Annotated in this window: 18 protein-coding genes; 8 read left to right on the plus strand and 10 right to left on the minus strand. The window is 61.4% G+C overall.

The features are described from left to right. Positions 1 to 20 precede the first annotated feature (20 nt). The 4 genes from PAE61_RS17295 to PAE61_RS17310 all read right to left on the minus strand — a co-directional run bounded on the left by PAE61_RS17295 (position 21) and on the right by PAE61_RS17310 (position 3,639). Complete coding sequence (locus tag PAE61_RS17295; RefSeq protein ID WP_271113577.1) at positions 21 to 959, minus strand: branched-chain amino acid ABC transporter permease; 939 nt, start codon at positions 957 to 959, stop codon at positions 21 to 23. Next, on the minus strand, positions 959 to 1,825 hold the full coding sequence (locus tag PAE61_RS17300; RefSeq protein WP_271113578.1) for a branched-chain amino acid ABC transporter permease: 867 nt from the start codon (positions 1,823 to 1,825) through the stop codon (positions 959 to 961). The genes PAE61_RS17295 and PAE61_RS17300 overlap by 1 nt, the downstream gene beginning before the upstream one ends. Next, positions 1,826 to 3,073, minus strand: coding sequence for an ABC transporter substrate-binding protein (locus tag PAE61_RS17305; protein ID WP_434803089.1), 1,248 nt, complete (start codon positions 3,071 to 3,073; stop codon positions 1,826 to 1,828). A gap of 143 nt (positions 3,074 to 3,216) precedes the next feature. Then, positions 3,217 to 3,639: a Fur family transcriptional regulator gene (locus tag PAE61_RS17310; protein WP_271113580.1), complete on the minus strand. Its 423-nt coding sequence runs from the start codon at positions 3,637 to 3,639 to the stop codon at positions 3,217 to 3,219. Between the two features lie 132 nt (positions 3,640 to 3,771). On the opposite strand from PAE61_RS17310, the gene PAE61_RS17315 reads away from it, so the two are divergent. Genes PAE61_RS17315 through PAE61_RS17330 form a run of 4 tightly spaced genes read left to right on the plus strand, consistent with a single transcriptional unit; the run spans position 3,772 to position 7,338 of the window. Further along, on the plus strand, positions 3,772 to 4,710 hold the full coding sequence (locus tag PAE61_RS17315; protein WP_271113581.1) for a metal ABC transporter substrate-binding protein: 939 nt from the start codon (positions 3,772 to 3,774) through the stop codon (positions 4,708 to 4,710). Then, on the plus strand, positions 4,707 to 5,645 hold the full coding sequence (locus tag PAE61_RS17320) for a manganese/iron ABC transporter ATP-binding protein (protein ID WP_271113582.1): 939 nt from the start codon (positions 4,707 to 4,709) through the stop codon (positions 5,643 to 5,645). The genes PAE61_RS17315 and PAE61_RS17320 overlap by 4 nt, the downstream gene beginning before the upstream one ends. Next, a complete protein-coding gene (locus PAE61_RS17325; RefSeq protein ID WP_271113583.1) occupies positions 5,642 to 6,505 on the plus strand; it encodes a metal ABC transporter permease in 864 nt (287 codons plus the stop codon). The genes PAE61_RS17320 and PAE61_RS17325 overlap by 4 nt, the downstream gene beginning before the upstream one ends. After that, positions 6,505 to 7,338: a metal ABC transporter permease gene (locus PAE61_RS17330; RefSeq protein ID WP_271113584.1), complete on the plus strand. Its 834-nt coding sequence runs from the start codon at positions 6,505 to 6,507 to the stop codon at positions 7,336 to 7,338. The genes PAE61_RS17325 and PAE61_RS17330 overlap by 1 nt, the downstream gene beginning before the upstream one ends. Positions 7,339 to 7,410: 72 nt before the next feature. On the opposite strand, the gene PAE61_RS17335 is transcribed toward PAE61_RS17330, so the two are convergent. The 6 genes from PAE61_RS17335 to PAE61_RS17360 all read right to left on the minus strand — a co-directional run bounded on the left by PAE61_RS17335 (position 7,411) and on the right by PAE61_RS17360 (position 11,240). Next, positions 7,411 to 7,782, minus strand: coding sequence for a hypothetical protein (locus PAE61_RS17335; protein ID WP_271113585.1), 372 nt, complete (start codon positions 7,780 to 7,782; stop codon positions 7,411 to 7,413). Between the two features lies 1 nt (position 7,783). Next, complete coding sequence (locus PAE61_RS17340) at positions 7,784 to 8,635, minus strand: alpha/beta fold hydrolase (protein ID WP_271113586.1); 852 nt, start codon at positions 8,633 to 8,635, stop codon at positions 7,784 to 7,786. Between the two features lie 24 nt (positions 8,636 to 8,659). After that, positions 8,660 to 9,103: a YybH family protein gene (locus tag PAE61_RS17345; RefSeq protein ID WP_271113587.1), complete on the minus strand. Its 444-nt coding sequence runs from the start codon at positions 9,101 to 9,103 to the stop codon at positions 8,660 to 8,662. A 96-nt stretch (positions 9,104 to 9,199) separates the two neighbouring features. After that, positions 9,200 to 9,994, minus strand: coding sequence for a VOC family protein (locus PAE61_RS17350; RefSeq protein ID WP_271113588.1), 795 nt, complete (start codon positions 9,992 to 9,994; stop codon positions 9,200 to 9,202). 73 nt (positions 9,995 to 10,067) lie between these two features. Further along, entirely contained in the window at positions 10,068 to 10,505 is a 438-nt protein-coding gene (locus PAE61_RS17355) for a VOC family protein (RefSeq protein ID WP_271113589.1), read from the minus strand. A 12-nt stretch (positions 10,506 to 10,517) separates the two neighbouring features. After that, positions 10,518 to 11,240: a DUF1428 domain-containing protein gene (locus PAE61_RS17360; RefSeq protein ID WP_271113590.1), complete on the minus strand. Its 723-nt coding sequence runs from the start codon at positions 11,238 to 11,240 to the stop codon at positions 10,518 to 10,520. A gap of 79 nt (positions 11,241 to 11,319) precedes the next feature. Between PAE61_RS17360 and PAE61_RS17365 the strand changes: the two genes are divergently transcribed. The 4 genes from PAE61_RS17365 to PAE61_RS17380 all read left to right on the plus strand — a co-directional run bounded on the left by PAE61_RS17365 (position 11,320) and on the right by PAE61_RS17380 (position 15,257). After that, positions 11,320 to 11,985: a winged helix-turn-helix transcriptional regulator gene (locus tag PAE61_RS17365; protein WP_271113591.1), complete on the plus strand. Its 666-nt coding sequence runs from the start codon at positions 11,320 to 11,322 to the stop codon at positions 11,983 to 11,985. A 174-nt stretch (positions 11,986 to 12,159) separates the two neighbouring features. Next, on the plus strand, positions 12,160 to 12,648 hold the full coding sequence (locus PAE61_RS17370; RefSeq protein ID WP_271113592.1) for a PRC-barrel domain-containing protein: 489 nt from the start codon (positions 12,160 to 12,162) through the stop codon (positions 12,646 to 12,648). A gap of 129 nt (positions 12,649 to 12,777) precedes the next feature. Next, the gene (locus PAE61_RS17375; protein WP_271113593.1) at positions 12,778 to 13,923 is read left to right on the plus strand and encodes a type III PLP-dependent enzyme; all 1,146 of its coding nucleotides are present in this window, start codon (positions 12,778 to 12,780) and stop codon (positions 13,921 to 13,923) included. A 269-nt stretch (positions 13,924 to 14,192) separates the two neighbouring features. Further along, positions 14,193 to 15,257, plus strand: a complete 1,065-nt coding sequence (locus tag PAE61_RS17380) for a T6SS phospholipase effector Tle1-like catalytic domain-containing protein (RefSeq protein ID WP_271113594.1) — start codon at positions 14,193 to 14,195, stop codon at positions 15,255 to 15,257. The last annotated feature ends 10 nt before the right edge of the window (positions 15,258 to 15,267 follow it).

The following is a 15,267-nucleotide window of genomic DNA, read 5'->3' on the forward strand; positions in this document are numbered from 1 at the left end:
CAAAGGATTTCGACAGGCGGTCAATCTCTATCATGGCGCAACCGGGTTTCGAGTTGCCCGAACAGGCCGCGCCCTCCGGCCAGCACCACCAGAATCAGCAGCGCACCGATCAGCAAATGCCAGTGATCCGTGAAGCCTGCCGCCCAGTGTTTCAGTGCCACAAAAATCGCCGCGCCGAGAACCGGTCCTGCCAGCGTGCCGATCCCGCCGAGGATCAGAACGACAAGAGCCTCGCCCGACGCGGTCCAGATCATCAGATCGGGCGAGACGAACTGGATATGCTGTGCGGCCAGAACCCCGGCCATACCGGCAAGCGCAGATGAGAGGGTAAAACCGGCGATGCGGATACGCCGCGCGGGCAGGCCGATGGCCTCGGCGCGGGCAGGGTTTTCATGCACTGCCTGCAAGCTTCTGCCGAAGGGCGATCTGAGGATGGCCACGGTCATCAGGATCACCAGCACCAGCACGCTCAGCGCATAGAGGGCAAAAACCAGCGGATCGGCACTGTCGGCGAAGGGCAGCGAGGGGCGGTCGATGCCGCCAAGCCCGTTATCTCCGCCAAGCGCATCGGCACGGAAGGTAAAGGCCCATGCCATCTGACCGAAGGCGAGCGTGGCCATGATGAAGAAAATCCCCTCGGTCCGGGCGCATGCCGCCCCCACCGCCCCGCCGAAGATCGCGGCAGCGGCGATACCGGCCAGCGAGGCAGGCCATGCGGACATCCCGGCCAGACCTGCCAGTGCATAGCCATAGGCTCCGACCCCCATAATCGCCCCATGCGCAAGCGAGACCATGCCGCCGAAGCCCGCCGCAAGCTCCAGCGCGATGACAAGAATGGTCAGCGTCGCGATCTCGGCCACGATATCCCGCGCAAAGTAATCTCCGGTGATCGCGGCTGCGGCAAGGACCAGCAGGGTCAGCGTCAGGGCGGCCTTGCGCAGCGCGGTCAGTCTGAACATCACGCCGCCCGCGTTCCGGCCAGCAAGCCCTGCGGTCTCAGGATCAGGACAGCGGCGAGGACCAGATAGACCAGCACGGCGCTTGCATCGGGCCATAAAGCCGCGCCGAAAACCTCGATTACGGCCACGATCAGCGCCCCGGCAATAGCACCCGTGACGGACCCCATGCCACCGATCACGGTGACGATCAGCGCCGGGATCAGCGCCGTCACCGCCATTGAACTGCTGGCCGAGACGACTGGCACCGCCATGACGCCGCCAAGCCCGGCAAGCCCCGCGCCAAGGGTGAAGACCCCGAGAAACAGCCTCTCGGTGCGGATGCCGATGCTGCGTGCCGCGGCGGGGTTCTCGGTCGCGGCACGCAGCGCTGCCCCCAGCATGGTGCGGGTGATGCCCAGATAAAGCCCGGTGGCCAGCGCTGCCCCCATTGCGATCACGAACAGCCGATAGGCCGGGTAAGAGATCCCCGCCAACGCAACGCCCGACGACAAAAGTGCGGGCGGGTCCAGCGTCAGCGGGATATCTCCCCACAGGATCCTGACCAGCTCAACCGCAATGAAGACCAGCCCGAAGCTGACCAGAACCTGCGGCATCGGCCCCTGTTTCGCGACCCGGCGCAGCAATGTCAGATGCAGCATTGCGCCGATACAGGCCGTGGCGAGCGGCGACAGGACCAGTGCGGGCCAGAAACCGAACATATGGCTGACCGATATCCCGATATAGGCCCCCAGCATGTAAAGCGCCCCATGAGCCAGATTGACGAAGCCCATCAGTCCGAAACTGACGGACAACCCCGCCGAGATCAGGAACAGAAGCGCCGCATATTGCAGCGCATTCAGCGTCTGAAGAACCCAGAACGCCGTCACTCAGCCCATCTCGCAGCCATTCGGCGCATCCCGGACCGCCCTGACCGTGTCCAGAACCCGGTGAGTCATCCTTCCCCCGTCGCTGACTGTCTCGAAGATATAGACGTTCTGCACGACATTATTCGTCGCCGGGTCGATCTCCAGCGGGCCGCGCGGGCCGGTATATGCGATTTTCGGCAAGGCTGCGGCGATTTCGGCGCGGCCTTCTGCGCCGCTGTCCAGAGCGCCCAGAAGCAGACGGCCCGCATCATATCCTGCCACGACATATTCCGATGGCAGATTGCCGTCATGCGCATTTGCGTAGGTCTCGGTAAACGCGTTGTTCTCGGGCGTGTCCAGTGACGGCAGATAATGCAGCGCCCCGATAACTCCCATCGCCGCCTCTCCCTGTGAGCGCAGGTAAAGCGGGGCAGTCAGGAACCCGACCGAATAAAGCGGCATCTGTTCGCGCAGCCCGAAACTGTCATATTGTTTCACAAAGCTGATCGCATCCGCGCCGCCATAGAAGACATAAAGCGCCTCCGCCCCCGAGGCCTGCGCTTTGGCCAGATAGGGGCCGAAATCCTCGGTCTTGCCGAAAGGCGTGAACTCAACGCCCGCGATCTCACCTCCGCCTTCCTCGAATGCAGCAGAGAACGCGCCGATCATCTGCTGTCCCGCAGCGTAATCCGGGGCGAGCGTATAGACCGAGCTCACACCCTGCGCGGCAAGCCATTCACCCATAGGCCGGTTAAGCTGATCGTTCGAAAAGCTGACCCGCGTGATATAGGGCGAGCAATCTTTCCCCGTCGCATCGCTGTTTCCGGCATTGGCGACGATCAGAGGCGTCTTTGCGTTATGCACCACATCGCGCACCGCGCTCAGCACAGCGGATGAGACCACCCCGACCAGCACATCGGCCTTGTCCTGCATGATCAGCTTGCGTGCTCTGATCAGCCCGGTCTGCGGCTTCGCCTCGGTATCCTCGCGCAGAACGGTGATATCGTCCCGTCCGGCTTCGGCCAGAGCCATGCGGAACCCGTCTTCGATATCCTGACCAAGTGCCGCGTAATTGCCCGAGGCGGGCAGCAACAGCCCCACTGTCGTCTCGGCCGTGGCGGGCAGGCTCAGACAGGTTGTGAAGGCGGCGGCGAGAAGGGCTTTCATGGCGGCTCCGTGGTCAGAATGGCCGGGCGGCGGCGAAGATCTTTCTAGGACAAGCGCCGCCACGGTCAAGCCGGAGCGGGGTCCTGCTGCTTCAGAAGCCATTTCGCGGTTGCCTCGTCACAGATCGCGCCAACCTTCAGGCATGGAGATCATATAACCGGATCTTATGGGCCTGAAGATAGAAGAAGGAACGAGTTCTGCGTTTCACCGAACGCAGTACTTTTCTGTTGTGTGAAATATGGAAATTAATCCGGCCGGATCCTGCGGGCGCGGATCAGCGTGTGCTGGCTGATGATTTCATAGCCCAGCTTTGCAGCCATATCGGCCCGAAGCCGGTTGATTTCGTCGCTGGCGAACTCGATCACCTCGCCCGAGTCGATATCGACGATATGGTCATGCTCCGCCACCGGCGTGATCTCATAGCGGGCTGGTTCGTTTTCCAGCGTCAGCTTGCGGATCAGCCCGGCCTCTTCAAGCGCCGAAAGAGTCCGGTACACCGTCGCCAGCGAAACCGAGTCATCCAGCCCCCGCGCCCGCGCCAGCAATTCATCCGCATTCGGATGATCCACCGCCTCCATCAGGATAGACAGCAATGCCGTCCGCTGCTGAGTCGCCCGCAACCCGGCCTCACGCAGGGCCTTGGCGAAATCCGTGTTCTCTGCGCTCATCCGTTTGTCCGTCACAGGCTTACCGATCTTTAGCCATATCCCGCCCGCAAGGCAAGGAAATGCGATTCATTCTCATTTTGGCTTGACTAATGCGAATGAATTGCATTTACAGATGGTAAGAAGCAGGATCCGATGATGATTTTGACGAATGCAGGCAGGAAAATAGGCGCGGCGCTTGGGCTTCTGGCCCTGTCGCTCCTGCCCGGACAGGCGCAGCAGGATCAGCCGCAACAGGATCGGGACCGGATGAAGGTCGTCACGACGTTCACGGTGCTGGCCGATATCGCGCAGAATGTTGCCGGAGATGCCGCCGATGTCGTGTCCATCACCAAGCCGGGCGCGGAAATCCACCGCTACCAGCCGACCCCGCGCGATTTCGTCCGCTCTCAGGGGGCCGATCTGGTGCTGCGGAACGGCATGAATCTGGAGGCATGGTTCGAACAGTTCCTGTCCAATCTGGGTGATCTGCCCTCGGTGACGCTGACCGATGGCATCACGCCGATTCCGGTGGCGCAGGGGGCCTATCAGGGCCTGCCCAACCCCCATGCCTGGATGGGGCTGGAAAACGCCTCGCGCTATATCGACAATATCGCCGCTGCTTTCGCTGAACATGATCCGGCCAATGCGGAAACCTATCGGCGCAATGCGGACCGCTACAAGCAGCAACTCCGCGCCGAGATCGAACCGCTGCGCGACCGGATCGCCGCCCTGCCGGAATCCCGCCGCTGGCTGGTCACCTGCGAGGGCGCGTTTTCCTATCTCGCGCAGGATTTCGGCCTGCGAGAGCTGTATCTCTGGCCGATGAATGCCGAAAGAATGGGGACGCCTCAGCAGATCCGTGAGGTGATTGACGGCGTCAGGGACAACGCCATTCCGACCGTGTTCTGCGAAAGCACGGTCAATACCGCACCCGCCCGCCAGATCGCCCGGGAAACCGGCGCATCCTACGGAGGAGAGCTTTATGTCGATTCTCTCTCTGTGCCTGACGGGCCGGTGCCAAGCTATATCGACCTTCTGCGCGTCACCTCGGCGACCATTGCAGAGGGTCTTGAGACGGGGCTGAACGAATGAAAGACGACCGGAACAACCCGGATGGCGGCATCCTTGCCCGCGATGTGACCGTGACCTATCGCAACGGTCACAGTGCGCTGCGCCATGCCAGTTTCTCAATCCCGCGCGGTACGGTGACGGCGCTTGTCGGGGTGAATGGCGCAGGCAAATCGACGCTGTTCAAGGCGATCATGGGCTTCGTGCCGGTCTCTGCCGGCGATATCCGCCTGCTGGGCCTGCCGGTGCGGGATGCGCTGCGCCGCAATCTGGTCGCCTATGTCCCCCAATCCGAAGAAGTCGACTGGTCCTTCCCGGTGCTGGTCGAGGATGTCGTGATGATGGGCCGCTATGGAAAAATGGGCTTCCTGCGCATTGCCTCGAAGGCGGATCACGACGCGGTAGAGGCCGCGCTGCGCCGCGTCGGCATGCAAGATTACCGTCACCGCCAGATCGGAGAGCTTTCCGGCGGTCAGAAGAAACGCGTCTTTCTGGCCCGCGCACTGGCTCAGGATGGGCAGGTAATCCTGCTGGATGAGCCCTTTACCGGCGTCGATGTGAAAACCGAAGAACAGATCATCGCCCTGCTTGGCGAATTGCGTGATGAGGGCCGCGTGATGCTGGTCTCGACGCATAATCTGGGTTCCGTGCCGGAATTCTGCGACCGGGTGGTGCTGGTGAAGGGCACCGTGCTGGCCTCGGGTCCGACCGAGACGACGTTCACGCGGCAGAATCTGGAAAAAGCCTTTGGCGGCGTGCTGCGCCACTTCACCCTTGGCGGAGACACGCTGCACGACGATGACGATGCCCGTGCGGTGACGATCTATTCCGACGATGAGCGCCCTCTGGTCCATTACGGCGAGCAGATGCAGCGCCGCGAGGAAATGCGCAGCGCGACACAGAACATACCGGATACGCAGGACCGCACCCAACAGCGCGGGGAAGAGGGCGCGGAATGAGCATCCTTCTGGACCCGTTCACCTATGGTTTCATGCTCAGCGCGATGCTGGTCTCAGCGCTTGTCGGGGCGGTCTGCGCGTTTCTCTCGGCCTATCTGATGCTGAAAGGCTGGTCGCTGATCGGAGATGCGCTGTCGCATTCCGTGGTGCCGGGCGTGGCCGGAGCCTATCTGCTGGGGCTGCCTCTGGCGGTCGGAGCGTTCCTGTCCGGAGGGCTGGCGGCGGCGGCGATGCTGTTTCTGTCCGACCGTTCGGGGCTGAAGGTCGATGTGGTGATCGGGCTGATTTTCACCGCATTTTTCGGTCTGGGCCTGTTTCTGGTGTCGGTCAATCCTATCGCCGTGGATCTTCAGGCGATCACGATGGGCAATATCCTTGCCGTCACTCCGGGCCAGACCATGCAGCTGGCGATTATCGGGCTGGTGTCGCTGGCCATTCTGGTGGCAAAATGGAAGGATCTCATGGTGGTGTTCTTCGATGAAAGCCATGCGCGGTCCATCGGGCTGCGGGCCGGTCTGCTGAAAGCCGTGTTCTTCGTCCTGCTCTCGGCCTGTATCGTCGCCGCGATGCAGACGGTCGGCGCGTTCCTGGTCATCGCGCTTGTGGTGACCCCCGGCGCCACCGCCTATCTTCTGTGCGACCGCTTCCCGAGGCTGATCCTCACCTCGGTCGCGATCGGCGCCGTCACCTGCTTCACCGGAGCCTATATCAGCTTCTTCCTGAACGGCGCGACCGGAGGCATCATCGTCGTGATGCAGACGCTGATCTTCCTTGCCGCCTTCGTGTTCGCCCCGAAACACGGGCTGTTTGCCGCCCGCCGCCGCGCCGCCTCGGCCACCGAAACGCCGGAGCCGGTCTGATGTTCGAGATCCTTCTTCAGCCCTTCACCTTCCCCTTCATGAACAAGGCGTTCGTGATCTGCCTTCTGGTCGCACCGCCCACCGCGCTTCTGTCCTGCTTTCTGGTCCTGAAAGGCTGGGCCCTGATGGGAGATGCGGTCAGCCATGCCGTGCTGCCGGGAATCGTGCTGGCCTATGTGCTGGGCCTGCCTCTGATCCTCGGAGCATTCGTGGCCGGGATGACGACCTCTCTGGCGACCGGGTATTTGTCCGAGAACAGCCGCGTCAAGCAGGATACGGTGATGGGCGTGGTCTTCTCGGGCATGTTCGGTCTGGGCATCGTGATGTATGTGGCGCTGCGTACCAATGTGGATCTGGACCATATCCTGTTCGGAAACATGCTGGGTGTCGGAGCGGCGGATATCATCAATGCGGGTTGGATCTCGGCGGTTGTCTGCATCTCGCTGCTGGTAAAATGGCGGGATCTGATGCTGCATGCTTTCGATCCCGCGCAGGCAAAGGCCTCGGGCCTGCCGGTGGGGCTGCTGCATTATGGCTTGCTGACCATCCTGTCGCTGACCATCGTCGCCACGCTGTCCGCAACCGGCCTGATCCTCGCCGTCGGCCTGCTGATCGCGCCCGGAGCCATCGCATTCCTGCTCGTCCGCAGCTTCGGCATGATGCTGGTCGTGTCGGTGCTGGTCAATCTGGCAGGGATGCTGGGCGGCACCTATGCCAGCTTCTTTCTGGACAGCGCCCCGGCGGCAACCATCGTACTGGTGCTGACGGCAATCTTCATCGCCGCATTCCTGCGCCGCGTGGCACTGAACAAGCGGCGCAGCCAGATGGTCTGAGACCTCTTGCCGTTGTCAGCCGCCCGCAGACCTTCCGCGCTTCATCCTTGCTGGATGACGAAACCGGCAACCCTAACCAGTGTAATAACTGCTGATCGCCTCGATTTTTTTCGCGGAGGTCGAGGTGAACCCGATCATATGCGCGAAACCGCGCATCTTGCCTCCGGACAGCCCGGTGATCCCGTTTGCCGCCCCGACCTTGCCGTGTGAAATCGCATGATCGACCGTGATATCAGAGGGCCGGTCCGCTTTCCTGACAGCCGCGACCACCGCCGCAGCGCCCTTGATCACCGCGCCGCTGGCAGTCCGCCAGATCACGTCATCCGCCAGTAATTCCGCATCCAGATCGCCGTTCTCAAGCCCGATTGCGATATCCTGCGCAAGCCGGTTCTTCGGAGAGTTCCCGCAATCGCCGCTGCCCTCAATCCTGATGTTCCCGGTCATGTCAATGCCTTTGCGGAGTCTCGATCCGTCGGGTCAGCAGTCCGGGCAGTTCTTCGCGGGCCATGATGTTCGTATGCGTCGTATCCGGCAGCACGGCCAGCCACGCATCGGGGATCGTTTCTTTCATATGCAGCGCGTGGTCCACCGTCACGAAATCCGTATCGCCCAACACGATCTGCACCGGAACCTGAATGGCTGCCAGCTCTTCATCGCTCCATCCCCAATCCGAAGCGATCAGCGCACCGGTCTTCTGCATGGTCTGTTCGAAGGCTTCGGCGCCGCCCGGGTTCATCTCGGCGATATCGGCGGCCATTTGCGAGAACGCCTCTTCGCTCGGCAGCAGCGCCGCCACCTCGGGAGAGGGCTGATGCGTCGGGTCGCGGTTCATCTGCACCAGATCGGGCAACATACCCTCTCCGTTCTGACTGGCCGAGATCGCAGTCAATGAGGCGACCCGCTCAGGCGCGTTCACCGCAAGCTCCAACCCCAGCATCCCGCCCATCGAGAACCCGATGACATGGGCGCGATCCACCTCCAGCACATCAAGCACGGCAAGCGTATCGCTGCGCATCGTCTCCAGCGTGATCGGGTTATCGTTCAGAGGGGTATGGCCGTGGCCCTGCTGCTCGACTCCGATCACTGTACGGTCTTCTGAAAGCGCCGGGATCAAACCGGCAAAGTTCGATCCGATCGTCATCATCCCTCCATGCAGCAGCAGGACCGGAATCTGATCCGAGGCGAGCTCGCCATGAACCTCATAATAGACCTCATGCCCGTCCACAGTCACCGTCTCGGCATGACCGGTAGTGGCGAGGGACAGTGCGGTGATTGCTGCAAGCATCGCGGGTTTCATCTGTGGCTCCTATCAATGCGGGGTTCAGAAGATCCGGGCCGGCCCGCTGCCGGGTTCCAGATCCAGTGCCGCACGCTGACTGTCATCCATATAGAACGGCACAGAATTATGGTGATGGGTGATCTTCCACCCCGTTTCGCTGCGCCGGAAGATCCAGCTGCCGCGAGCCCAGTAACCACCGCTCTCGCCATCGCGTTGCACGGTGGTGTGGATAAAACCATGCGCGGCGGCCAGATCGCCCGACACGCTGATCGTCATATCGCGATAGCGCATCGTCGGGGGCATGTCCCAACCGTCGATCCAGTCCTGCAACCCGCCCGGATCGGCCGTCACCTGCAGGGGCGGTGGTAAATCGAAGAGAACGATATCCTCGGCATAGGGCGCCATGACCCCGGCTACGTCACCTGCCTGAAGAGCGCGGGCCTGTGTGTCCAGAAGGTCGCGTATCTCGGCTTCGGCATCTCGCATGTCAGGACCTTTCACTGGATACAGAGTAAAACGAAGTCTGAGTCGGATGATTGCCGACAGCGCCGTGAAGAGGCATCGGCGGCAGCCAGGTCTTGCCTATTTTTCGGGTCCGACCACCGCAAAACCCGCGCCCTGTGGATCCTGCGCAACCGCGATGAAGGCCGGGCCGGGTACCTCGACAGGGCCGTGCAGCACCGTACCGCCCGCTGCCTTGATCTGATCGACCTTGGCAGTAACGCTGCCATCCACCCCGAAATAGGGCAGCCATGCCGGGACCGGCGCATTGCCCAACCCCATCACCGCGCCGATATCTTTCCCCTCGCGGCGGATAAGCTGATAAACTCCCATCTCGCCCATATCCATCGCCTCACCCTCGGCCCAGCCGAAAACCCCGGAATAGAAGGCCTGCCCGGCCTCCGGGTCAGAGGTCATCAGCTCATTCCAGTTCCCATGCCCGGCCTTGTTCTGGTCGAAAGCACTTTCCCCCGCTTCCGCCCGCTTGCGGGTTTCGTCGGTCATCTCGGGTTGCATCACCCCGAACGCAGCACCCTGAGGATCGGCGAGGATCGCGAAGCGGCCCGTGCCCGGGACATATTCCGGCTCACGAAAAACCCTTGCTCCGCGGGCCACGGCTATTTCGCAGAACGCATCGCAGTTATCGACAGCGAAATAGATCATCCAGCAGGGCGGCATTCCGGCCACGTCGTCGGGCATATTCATCAGCCCGGCGACCATCGAATCGCCAACGCTGGCAATATGATAGTCAAACCCCTCCATCCCCGAATCCGCCACATCCCAGCCGAGGATCTCGCGATAGAACGCCCCCGCATCGGCCAGTTTTCCCTGAGATGTGGTCAGCTCATACCAGCACGGGTTTCCGTGAAAATTCATCGTCTTTCTCCCTGAACCGGGCGCTTGCCCGTTATGTGGTTTCAGTCTGCGAACTCCGTTATGCCGTTCTGTTTCAGTCCTCTCCGGCCGCGGTCGGATCGCCGGTCGAGACCATCCAGCTTGTGCCGAACCTGTCGCGGCACATGCCGAAACCCTCGGCGAAGAAGGTCTGGCTGAATGGCATGATCACCTCACCGCCATCGGCGAGCCGGTCGAACAGGGCCTGCGCCTCACCCGCATCGCCCTTCCAGACACCAACCGAGACCCCCGCCTGCGGCTTCCCGCCGAATTGCGGCGGCATATCTGCGCCCATCAGCATCGCGCCGTCACCGGTCACAAGCTGGGCATGCAAGATCCAGCCCTGTTGTTCTTCGGGCAAGGGCGGCATGTCGCCGCCCTCCGGGATGTCAGAGAAAGGGCTCAGCACCGGCTTGGCACCGAAAACATCGCCATAAAAGGCGAAAGCCTCGGCGCATTGGCCCTGAAACGACAGATAGGGAACAAAACTCATCCGATATCCCTCTCAGACGTCGTTTGAATCGAAGATCTTCTCGAAGCCGCCCCAGGCCATGCGCATCCCGTCAAACGGCATCTCGGGCATGTCCTGACCCTCCATCTCGGCCATCATCTGTTCAGCGGCCCTGTCGCAGGTGGCACGGTCCGGCCATGTGTTCCACGAAAACACGATCGCCTCGCCATCCTCGGCCTTTGTCGCGCGATAGAAATCCGTCTGCTTGCCGCGCGGGACATCCGTCCCCCAATTCTCGAAATTGCCGAGACAGCCCTTGTCGCGGAAGCTTGGCCATGCCGCATCGGCCATGTCGATATAGGCCTGCTTGTTCTTTTCCGGCGCGGCGGCGGCAAAGCCCTGAATATAATTCGCACCGTCCAGAGTCCCCTGCTCATAGACCGGCTCGAACCCGCCGAAGATCATGCGGCTGCCATCGAAGGGCATCTCGGGCATGTCCTGCCCGACCTCGCCGGACATCATCGCCTCCCATGCCTTGTCGCTGGTTTCCTTGTCGGGCCATTCGACCCAGCTATAGACCACGGTTTCGTCGTCTTTCGCCTTCACTGCATCCAGCAGATCGGTCACCTTGCCCTTCTGGACATCGACGCCCCATCCCTCGACCATGCGGGTCGCGCCAAGTTCCTGAAAAATTGGCCAGCTATCCTTCGCATGTGCAAGATATGCGTCCTTGTTGGCAGTCGGCACGGCGGCCAGCATTCCGGAATAATACGTCATCGCGAATCCCTTTCGGCGTTCATTTCCGAATCGGAGAATGCCAGTTGTAGTATTAAAAAACAACTGATAGTATTTTTTCATGACGAAACATGACGTGAAACTCCGCTATGATGAGGGCTGCCTCGTCTCACATGCGCTGAACCTGATCGGAGATCGCTGGGCGCTTCAGGTGGTGCGGGAACTGGTCTTCGGCCCCAAGCGCTTCCAGATGATCCGGGCGGGAATCCCCGGCATCACCGCCAGCGTACTGACGGCAAGGCTGACGCAGCTTGCGCAGGCCGGAGTGGTTCATCACGATCGGAAGCTGGGAATCTACATGCTGACCGATGCCGGGCACGGGCTTCTGCCGGTGCTGGAATCGCTGTGCCGATGGGCGATGACGGTTCCCGGCCATGACCCCACCCGCTTCATCAGCCCCTCTGCGCTGATGATCTCTATGGGTGTGAACCTTGTCGCCACGCCGGAAGAAGAGGCAGTGGCCGGGTTCGATTTCGGAAATGAGTCCTTTCGCATGACCGTCCGTAACGGCAAGGTGCAGACCGTCGCGATGCAGGCACCTGATACCCCGTTCGTTCTGAAAGGCAGCGGCAATGGGCTGGCCTTTGCCATCTATGGCACCGCGCCGCTTGTCCTGATGATCGCGAAGGGCTTTGTCTCTGCCGAAGGCGATCTTTCCGCTGCACAGGGTTTCGTCAATCTGTTCAGACTGGGAAGTGGAGGCACGAAGAAAACCAGCACGGGTTGATGTCTTGCCTGCGTATCGCTGATCATTGAGCAGGCAAAACCGACCCTTGCCGCTCCGTAAGTCTTTGCTGAAAAGATATAATCTTTGCTAACTTGACAGACATTTTCGTGATCGCCGGAAACGTTTTGTCAGCGTCCGGGTTATGTAGGTCCAAAGCATGGAAAGGAATTAACCATGAAAAATCTGTATTTGACCTCCGCTATCGTTCTGGCCCTTGGCGGCACCGCTTTTGCGCAGACCGCAGCGACTGAAACGCCTGCCACCACCGATGCGCCTGCTGCCGATGCAGCCGCCAGCGATCCGGGTCAGGCAATGGAAACCGGTCTTCTTCGCGCTTCTGCTCTGGAAGGCGTCGACATCTTTACCGTCGACGTGACCGGCGAAACCGAATGGGACGATACCGCGACCTATACGGAAATCGACGCCGACTGGGACAAGATCGGTGAAGTCGAGGATCTGATTCTCAACGCCAATGGCGAAATCGTCGGTGCGATTGCCGAAGTCGGCGGCTTCCTTGGCCTTGGCGAAAAGGAAGTCGTGCTGGAGCCGGCAGAGGTTGCCTATGTCATGACCGAAGACCGCATCGCGGTGGTCTCGGCACTCAGCAAGGAAGCGCTTGAGCAGCGCGAGGAACTGGCCGAAGAGCTTCGCGATCAGGACTGATCCCGGCTTTTCGTCGAAACGCAGCGCCCCGGCTTGTCCGGGGCGTTCGCATTTGAATCGCGCCCCGAGTTGCTCTATTTCCTGCGGAAGCGGCTTACGCTCTTTGTCACCACGCGATCAGGAAGCTGAATGACACATTCCGACAAGATCTGGGAAAACCCGGCAGAACTCATCCGCGAGACCCGACCGGAAAATCCGGTGATGGCCTTCGCCCCGGATGTCCTGCAGGACACGGCGCGGCGCTTTCTGGACGGGTTTCCGGGGCTGGTGACCTATGCCGTCAAATCGAACCCCGAGGAAGCCGTGATCGAAAATCTCGTCGCGGCAGGGGTGCAGGGTTTCGACGTGGCCTCTCCGGCCGAGATCGACCTGATCGGCCGTCTGGCTCCGGGGGCCGCGCGGCATTATCACAATCCGGTCCGCTCCCGTGCCGAAATCGAACATGCGGTCAAGGCGGGTGTGACATCGTGGTCGGTGGACAGCGCCTCCGAACTGGACAAGCTGATTGACATGGTGCCCGCCGAAGGCTGCGAAATCTCGCCGCGCTTCAAGCTACCCGTTGCCGGTGCGATCTATGATTTCGGCTCGAAATTCGGGGCAACGCCGGAACTGGCGGCGGAACTTCTCAAGCGGGTTTCCGCGGCGGGATTCATTCCGTCCCTGACCTTCCATCCCGGCACGCAATGCACCGATCCCGGCGCGTGGGAGCAATATATCCGCACCGCTGCGGATATCTGCACCGAGGCCGGTGTGAAGGCAAAGCGGCTGAATGTCGGTGGCGGTTTCCCCTCGCATCGTGTTCACGGTGTGGAACCTGCGCTTGACGATATTTTCGGGCTGATCGGTCGCGTCACCGCCGAGGTGTTCGGCGCGGATGCACCGAATCTTGTCTGTGAGCCGGGTCGGGGGATTTGCGGCGATGCGTTCTCGCTGATCACCTGCGTCAAGGCGGTCCGCGACGGAGAGCATGTCTTTCTGAATGACGGCGTCTATGGCGGTTTGGCCGAGCTTCCTATTGTCGGCAATATCGACCGTATCCAGCTTCTGACCCCGGAAGGAGAGCCGCGCGGCGGCGACGATACCGGCCGCGTCATCTTCGGCCCGACCTGCGATTCCGTGGATCGCCTGCCCGGAGAACTGACCCTGCCCGGCGATGTCCGTGAGGGCGACTATGTGATCTTTCACGGCGCGGGAGCCTATTCGGTTGTGACGAATACGCGCTTCAACGGTTTCGGGATGATGGAACGGGCGACGGTTCGCAGGCTGGAAAGCTGACGCGGATATCCGGTCTTGTTACCGGGCAGGGTTGCCCTATCCTGTCTGCACGTGCTGTGTACATCCGGTGTACGCGCTGTGCATGGTCAGTGCTGCGCAGACCGGTCCCGGAAAGCACGGTTCCGGGCCGTGATGCGTATTTGTTTATGCTAGGGCGGGGGCAAACCGGATCTCATGGCGCGGCGTCGTCTGCGTCGGAAATCGCAGCTTGGAAACAGGGGGGATCTCGGGTTGAGTTGCATTGAAGAAAACAGTGCTATTCTGAGCCGATGAACCGCCCTCCTGTCACCCATGTCGTGCTGATCGACGGCACTTTCGCCTCGCTGATGGAGGGGCGGCATTCGAATATAGGCCGCATCTATCGCCTGCTCCGCCCGCAGCGCAGCGCAACCTTCCGCGTCCGCTACGCCGCCGGTCAGCAATGGGAGGATTGGGGCAGCCTGCTGGGTATCGCAATGGGACGCGGTATGGGAGGGCGCATAAGGGACAGCTATGGCTGGCTGGCGACATCCTACAGACCCGGCGACCGGATCTTCCTGATGGGCTATTCCAGAGGCGCCTTCGCAATCCGCTCTCTCGCCGCCATGATCGGCCGCATCGGCCTTCTGCGCCCCGAAGCCGCGACCGAGCGGAATATCCGCGTTATCTGGCGCATCTATCGCAACGAAATCTCTGCCGAGGCAAGGCAAAGCTGGTTGCAGCGGCATTGTCACGAAACGGTTCCGATCGAGATGGTCGGAGTGTTCGATACCGTCATGGCGCTCGGCATTCGCCTGCCTGTGCTGTGGATGCTGACCGAGCCGCGTTTTCGCTTTCATGATCAGCATCTGGGCCTGAATGTCCGCCGGGGTGCGCAGGCTCTGGCTCTGGACGAGAACCGCGCCGCCTATCAGCCGATCCTCTGGGACAGTGAGGATCACGCGCCGGGTGTCGTGTCGCAAATGTGGTTCCGGGGTGTTCACTCGGACATAGGCGGCCAGCTTTGGGGAGAGGAAGATTCGCGCCCTTTGGCCAATATTCCACTGGTCTGGATGCTGGAACAGGCCGGTGATGCAGGTCTGATCCTTCCCGAGGGCTGGCGTCGGCGCTTTCCCTGCGACGCCGAAGCGCCCTCAATCGGCAATTGGCGCGGCTGGGGGAAGGCGTTTCTGGCGCGTTCCCCGCGCGTGGCGGGGCTTGATCCAAGCGAGGCGCTGCATGTTTCTGTCAGGCGACCCTATGAGGGCGCGGCGATCCTTGCCGGAAAGCTTGCTGCTCTGGGACCTGACATGGCCGGAAAAACGTCGCGCAGGCGGAACCGGCAGATGCGCCGTTTCGATCAGAATCTGCGCTGATCCCTGAACA

It is taken from the genome of Paracoccus aerodenitrificans (assembly GCF_027913215.1).
GTDB lineage: Bacteria > Pseudomonadota > Alphaproteobacteria > Rhodobacterales > Rhodobacteraceae > Paracoccus > Paracoccus aerodenitrificans.

Excerpts from the sequence above, each read along its gene's own strand:
- PAE61_RS17295 (WP_271113577.1), bottom strand. The coding sequence starts at position 959 with ATGTTCAGACTGACCGCGCTGCGCAAGGCCGCCCTGACGCTGACCCTG.
- PAE61_RS17305 (WP_434803089.1), bottom strand. The coding sequence starts at position 3,073 with ATGGCTTCTGAAGCAGCAGGACCCCGCTCCGGCTTGACCGTGGCGGCG.
- PAE61_RS17310 (WP_271113580.1), bottom strand. The coding sequence starts at position 3,639 with ATGAGCGCAGAGAACACGGATTTCGCCAAGGCCCTGCGTGAGGCCGGG.
- PAE61_RS17315 (WP_271113581.1), top strand. The coding sequence starts at position 3,772 with ATGATGATTTTGACGAATGCAGGCAGGAAAATAGGCGCGGCGCTTGGG.
- PAE61_RS17320 (WP_271113582.1), top strand. The coding sequence starts at position 4,707 with ATGAAAGACGACCGGAACAACCCGGATGGCGGCATCCTTGCCCGCGAT.
- PAE61_RS17325 (WP_271113583.1), top strand. The coding sequence starts at position 5,642 with ATGAGCATCCTTCTGGACCCGTTCACCTATGGTTTCATGCTCAGCGCG.
- PAE61_RS17330 (WP_271113584.1), top strand. The coding sequence starts at position 6,505 with ATGTTCGAGATCCTTCTTCAGCCCTTCACCTTCCCCTTCATGAACAAG.
- PAE61_RS17335 (WP_271113585.1), bottom strand. The coding sequence starts at position 7,782 with ATGACCGGGAACATCAGGATTGAGGGCAGCGGCGATTGCGGGAACTCT.
- PAE61_RS17340 (WP_271113586.1), bottom strand. The coding sequence starts at position 8,635 with ATGAAACCCGCGATGCTTGCAGCAATCACCGCACTGTCCCTCGCCACT.
- PAE61_RS17345 (WP_271113587.1), bottom strand. The coding sequence starts at position 9,103 with ATGCGAGATGCCGAAGCCGAGATACGCGACCTTCTGGACACACAGGCC.
- PAE61_RS17350 (WP_271113588.1), bottom strand. The coding sequence starts at position 9,994 with ATGAATTTTCACGGAAACCCGTGCTGGTATGAGCTGACCACATCTCAG.
- PAE61_RS17355 (WP_271113589.1), bottom strand. The coding sequence starts at position 10,505 with ATGAGTTTTGTTCCCTATCTGTCGTTTCAGGGCCAATGCGCCGAGGCT.
- PAE61_RS17360 (WP_271113590.1), bottom strand. The coding sequence starts at position 11,240 with ATGACGTATTATTCCGGAATGCTGGCCGCCGTGCCGACTGCCAACAAG.
- PAE61_RS17365 (WP_271113591.1), top strand. The coding sequence starts at position 11,320 with ATGACGAAACATGACGTGAAACTCCGCTATGATGAGGGCTGCCTCGTC.
- PAE61_RS17370 (WP_271113592.1), top strand. The coding sequence starts at position 12,160 with ATGAAAAATCTGTATTTGACCTCCGCTATCGTTCTGGCCCTTGGCGGC.
- PAE61_RS17375 (WP_271113593.1), top strand. The coding sequence starts at position 12,778 with ATGACACATTCCGACAAGATCTGGGAAAACCCGGCAGAACTCATCCGC.
- PAE61_RS17380 (WP_271113594.1), top strand. The coding sequence starts at position 14,193 with ATGAACCGCCCTCCTGTCACCCATGTCGTGCTGATCGACGGCACTTTC.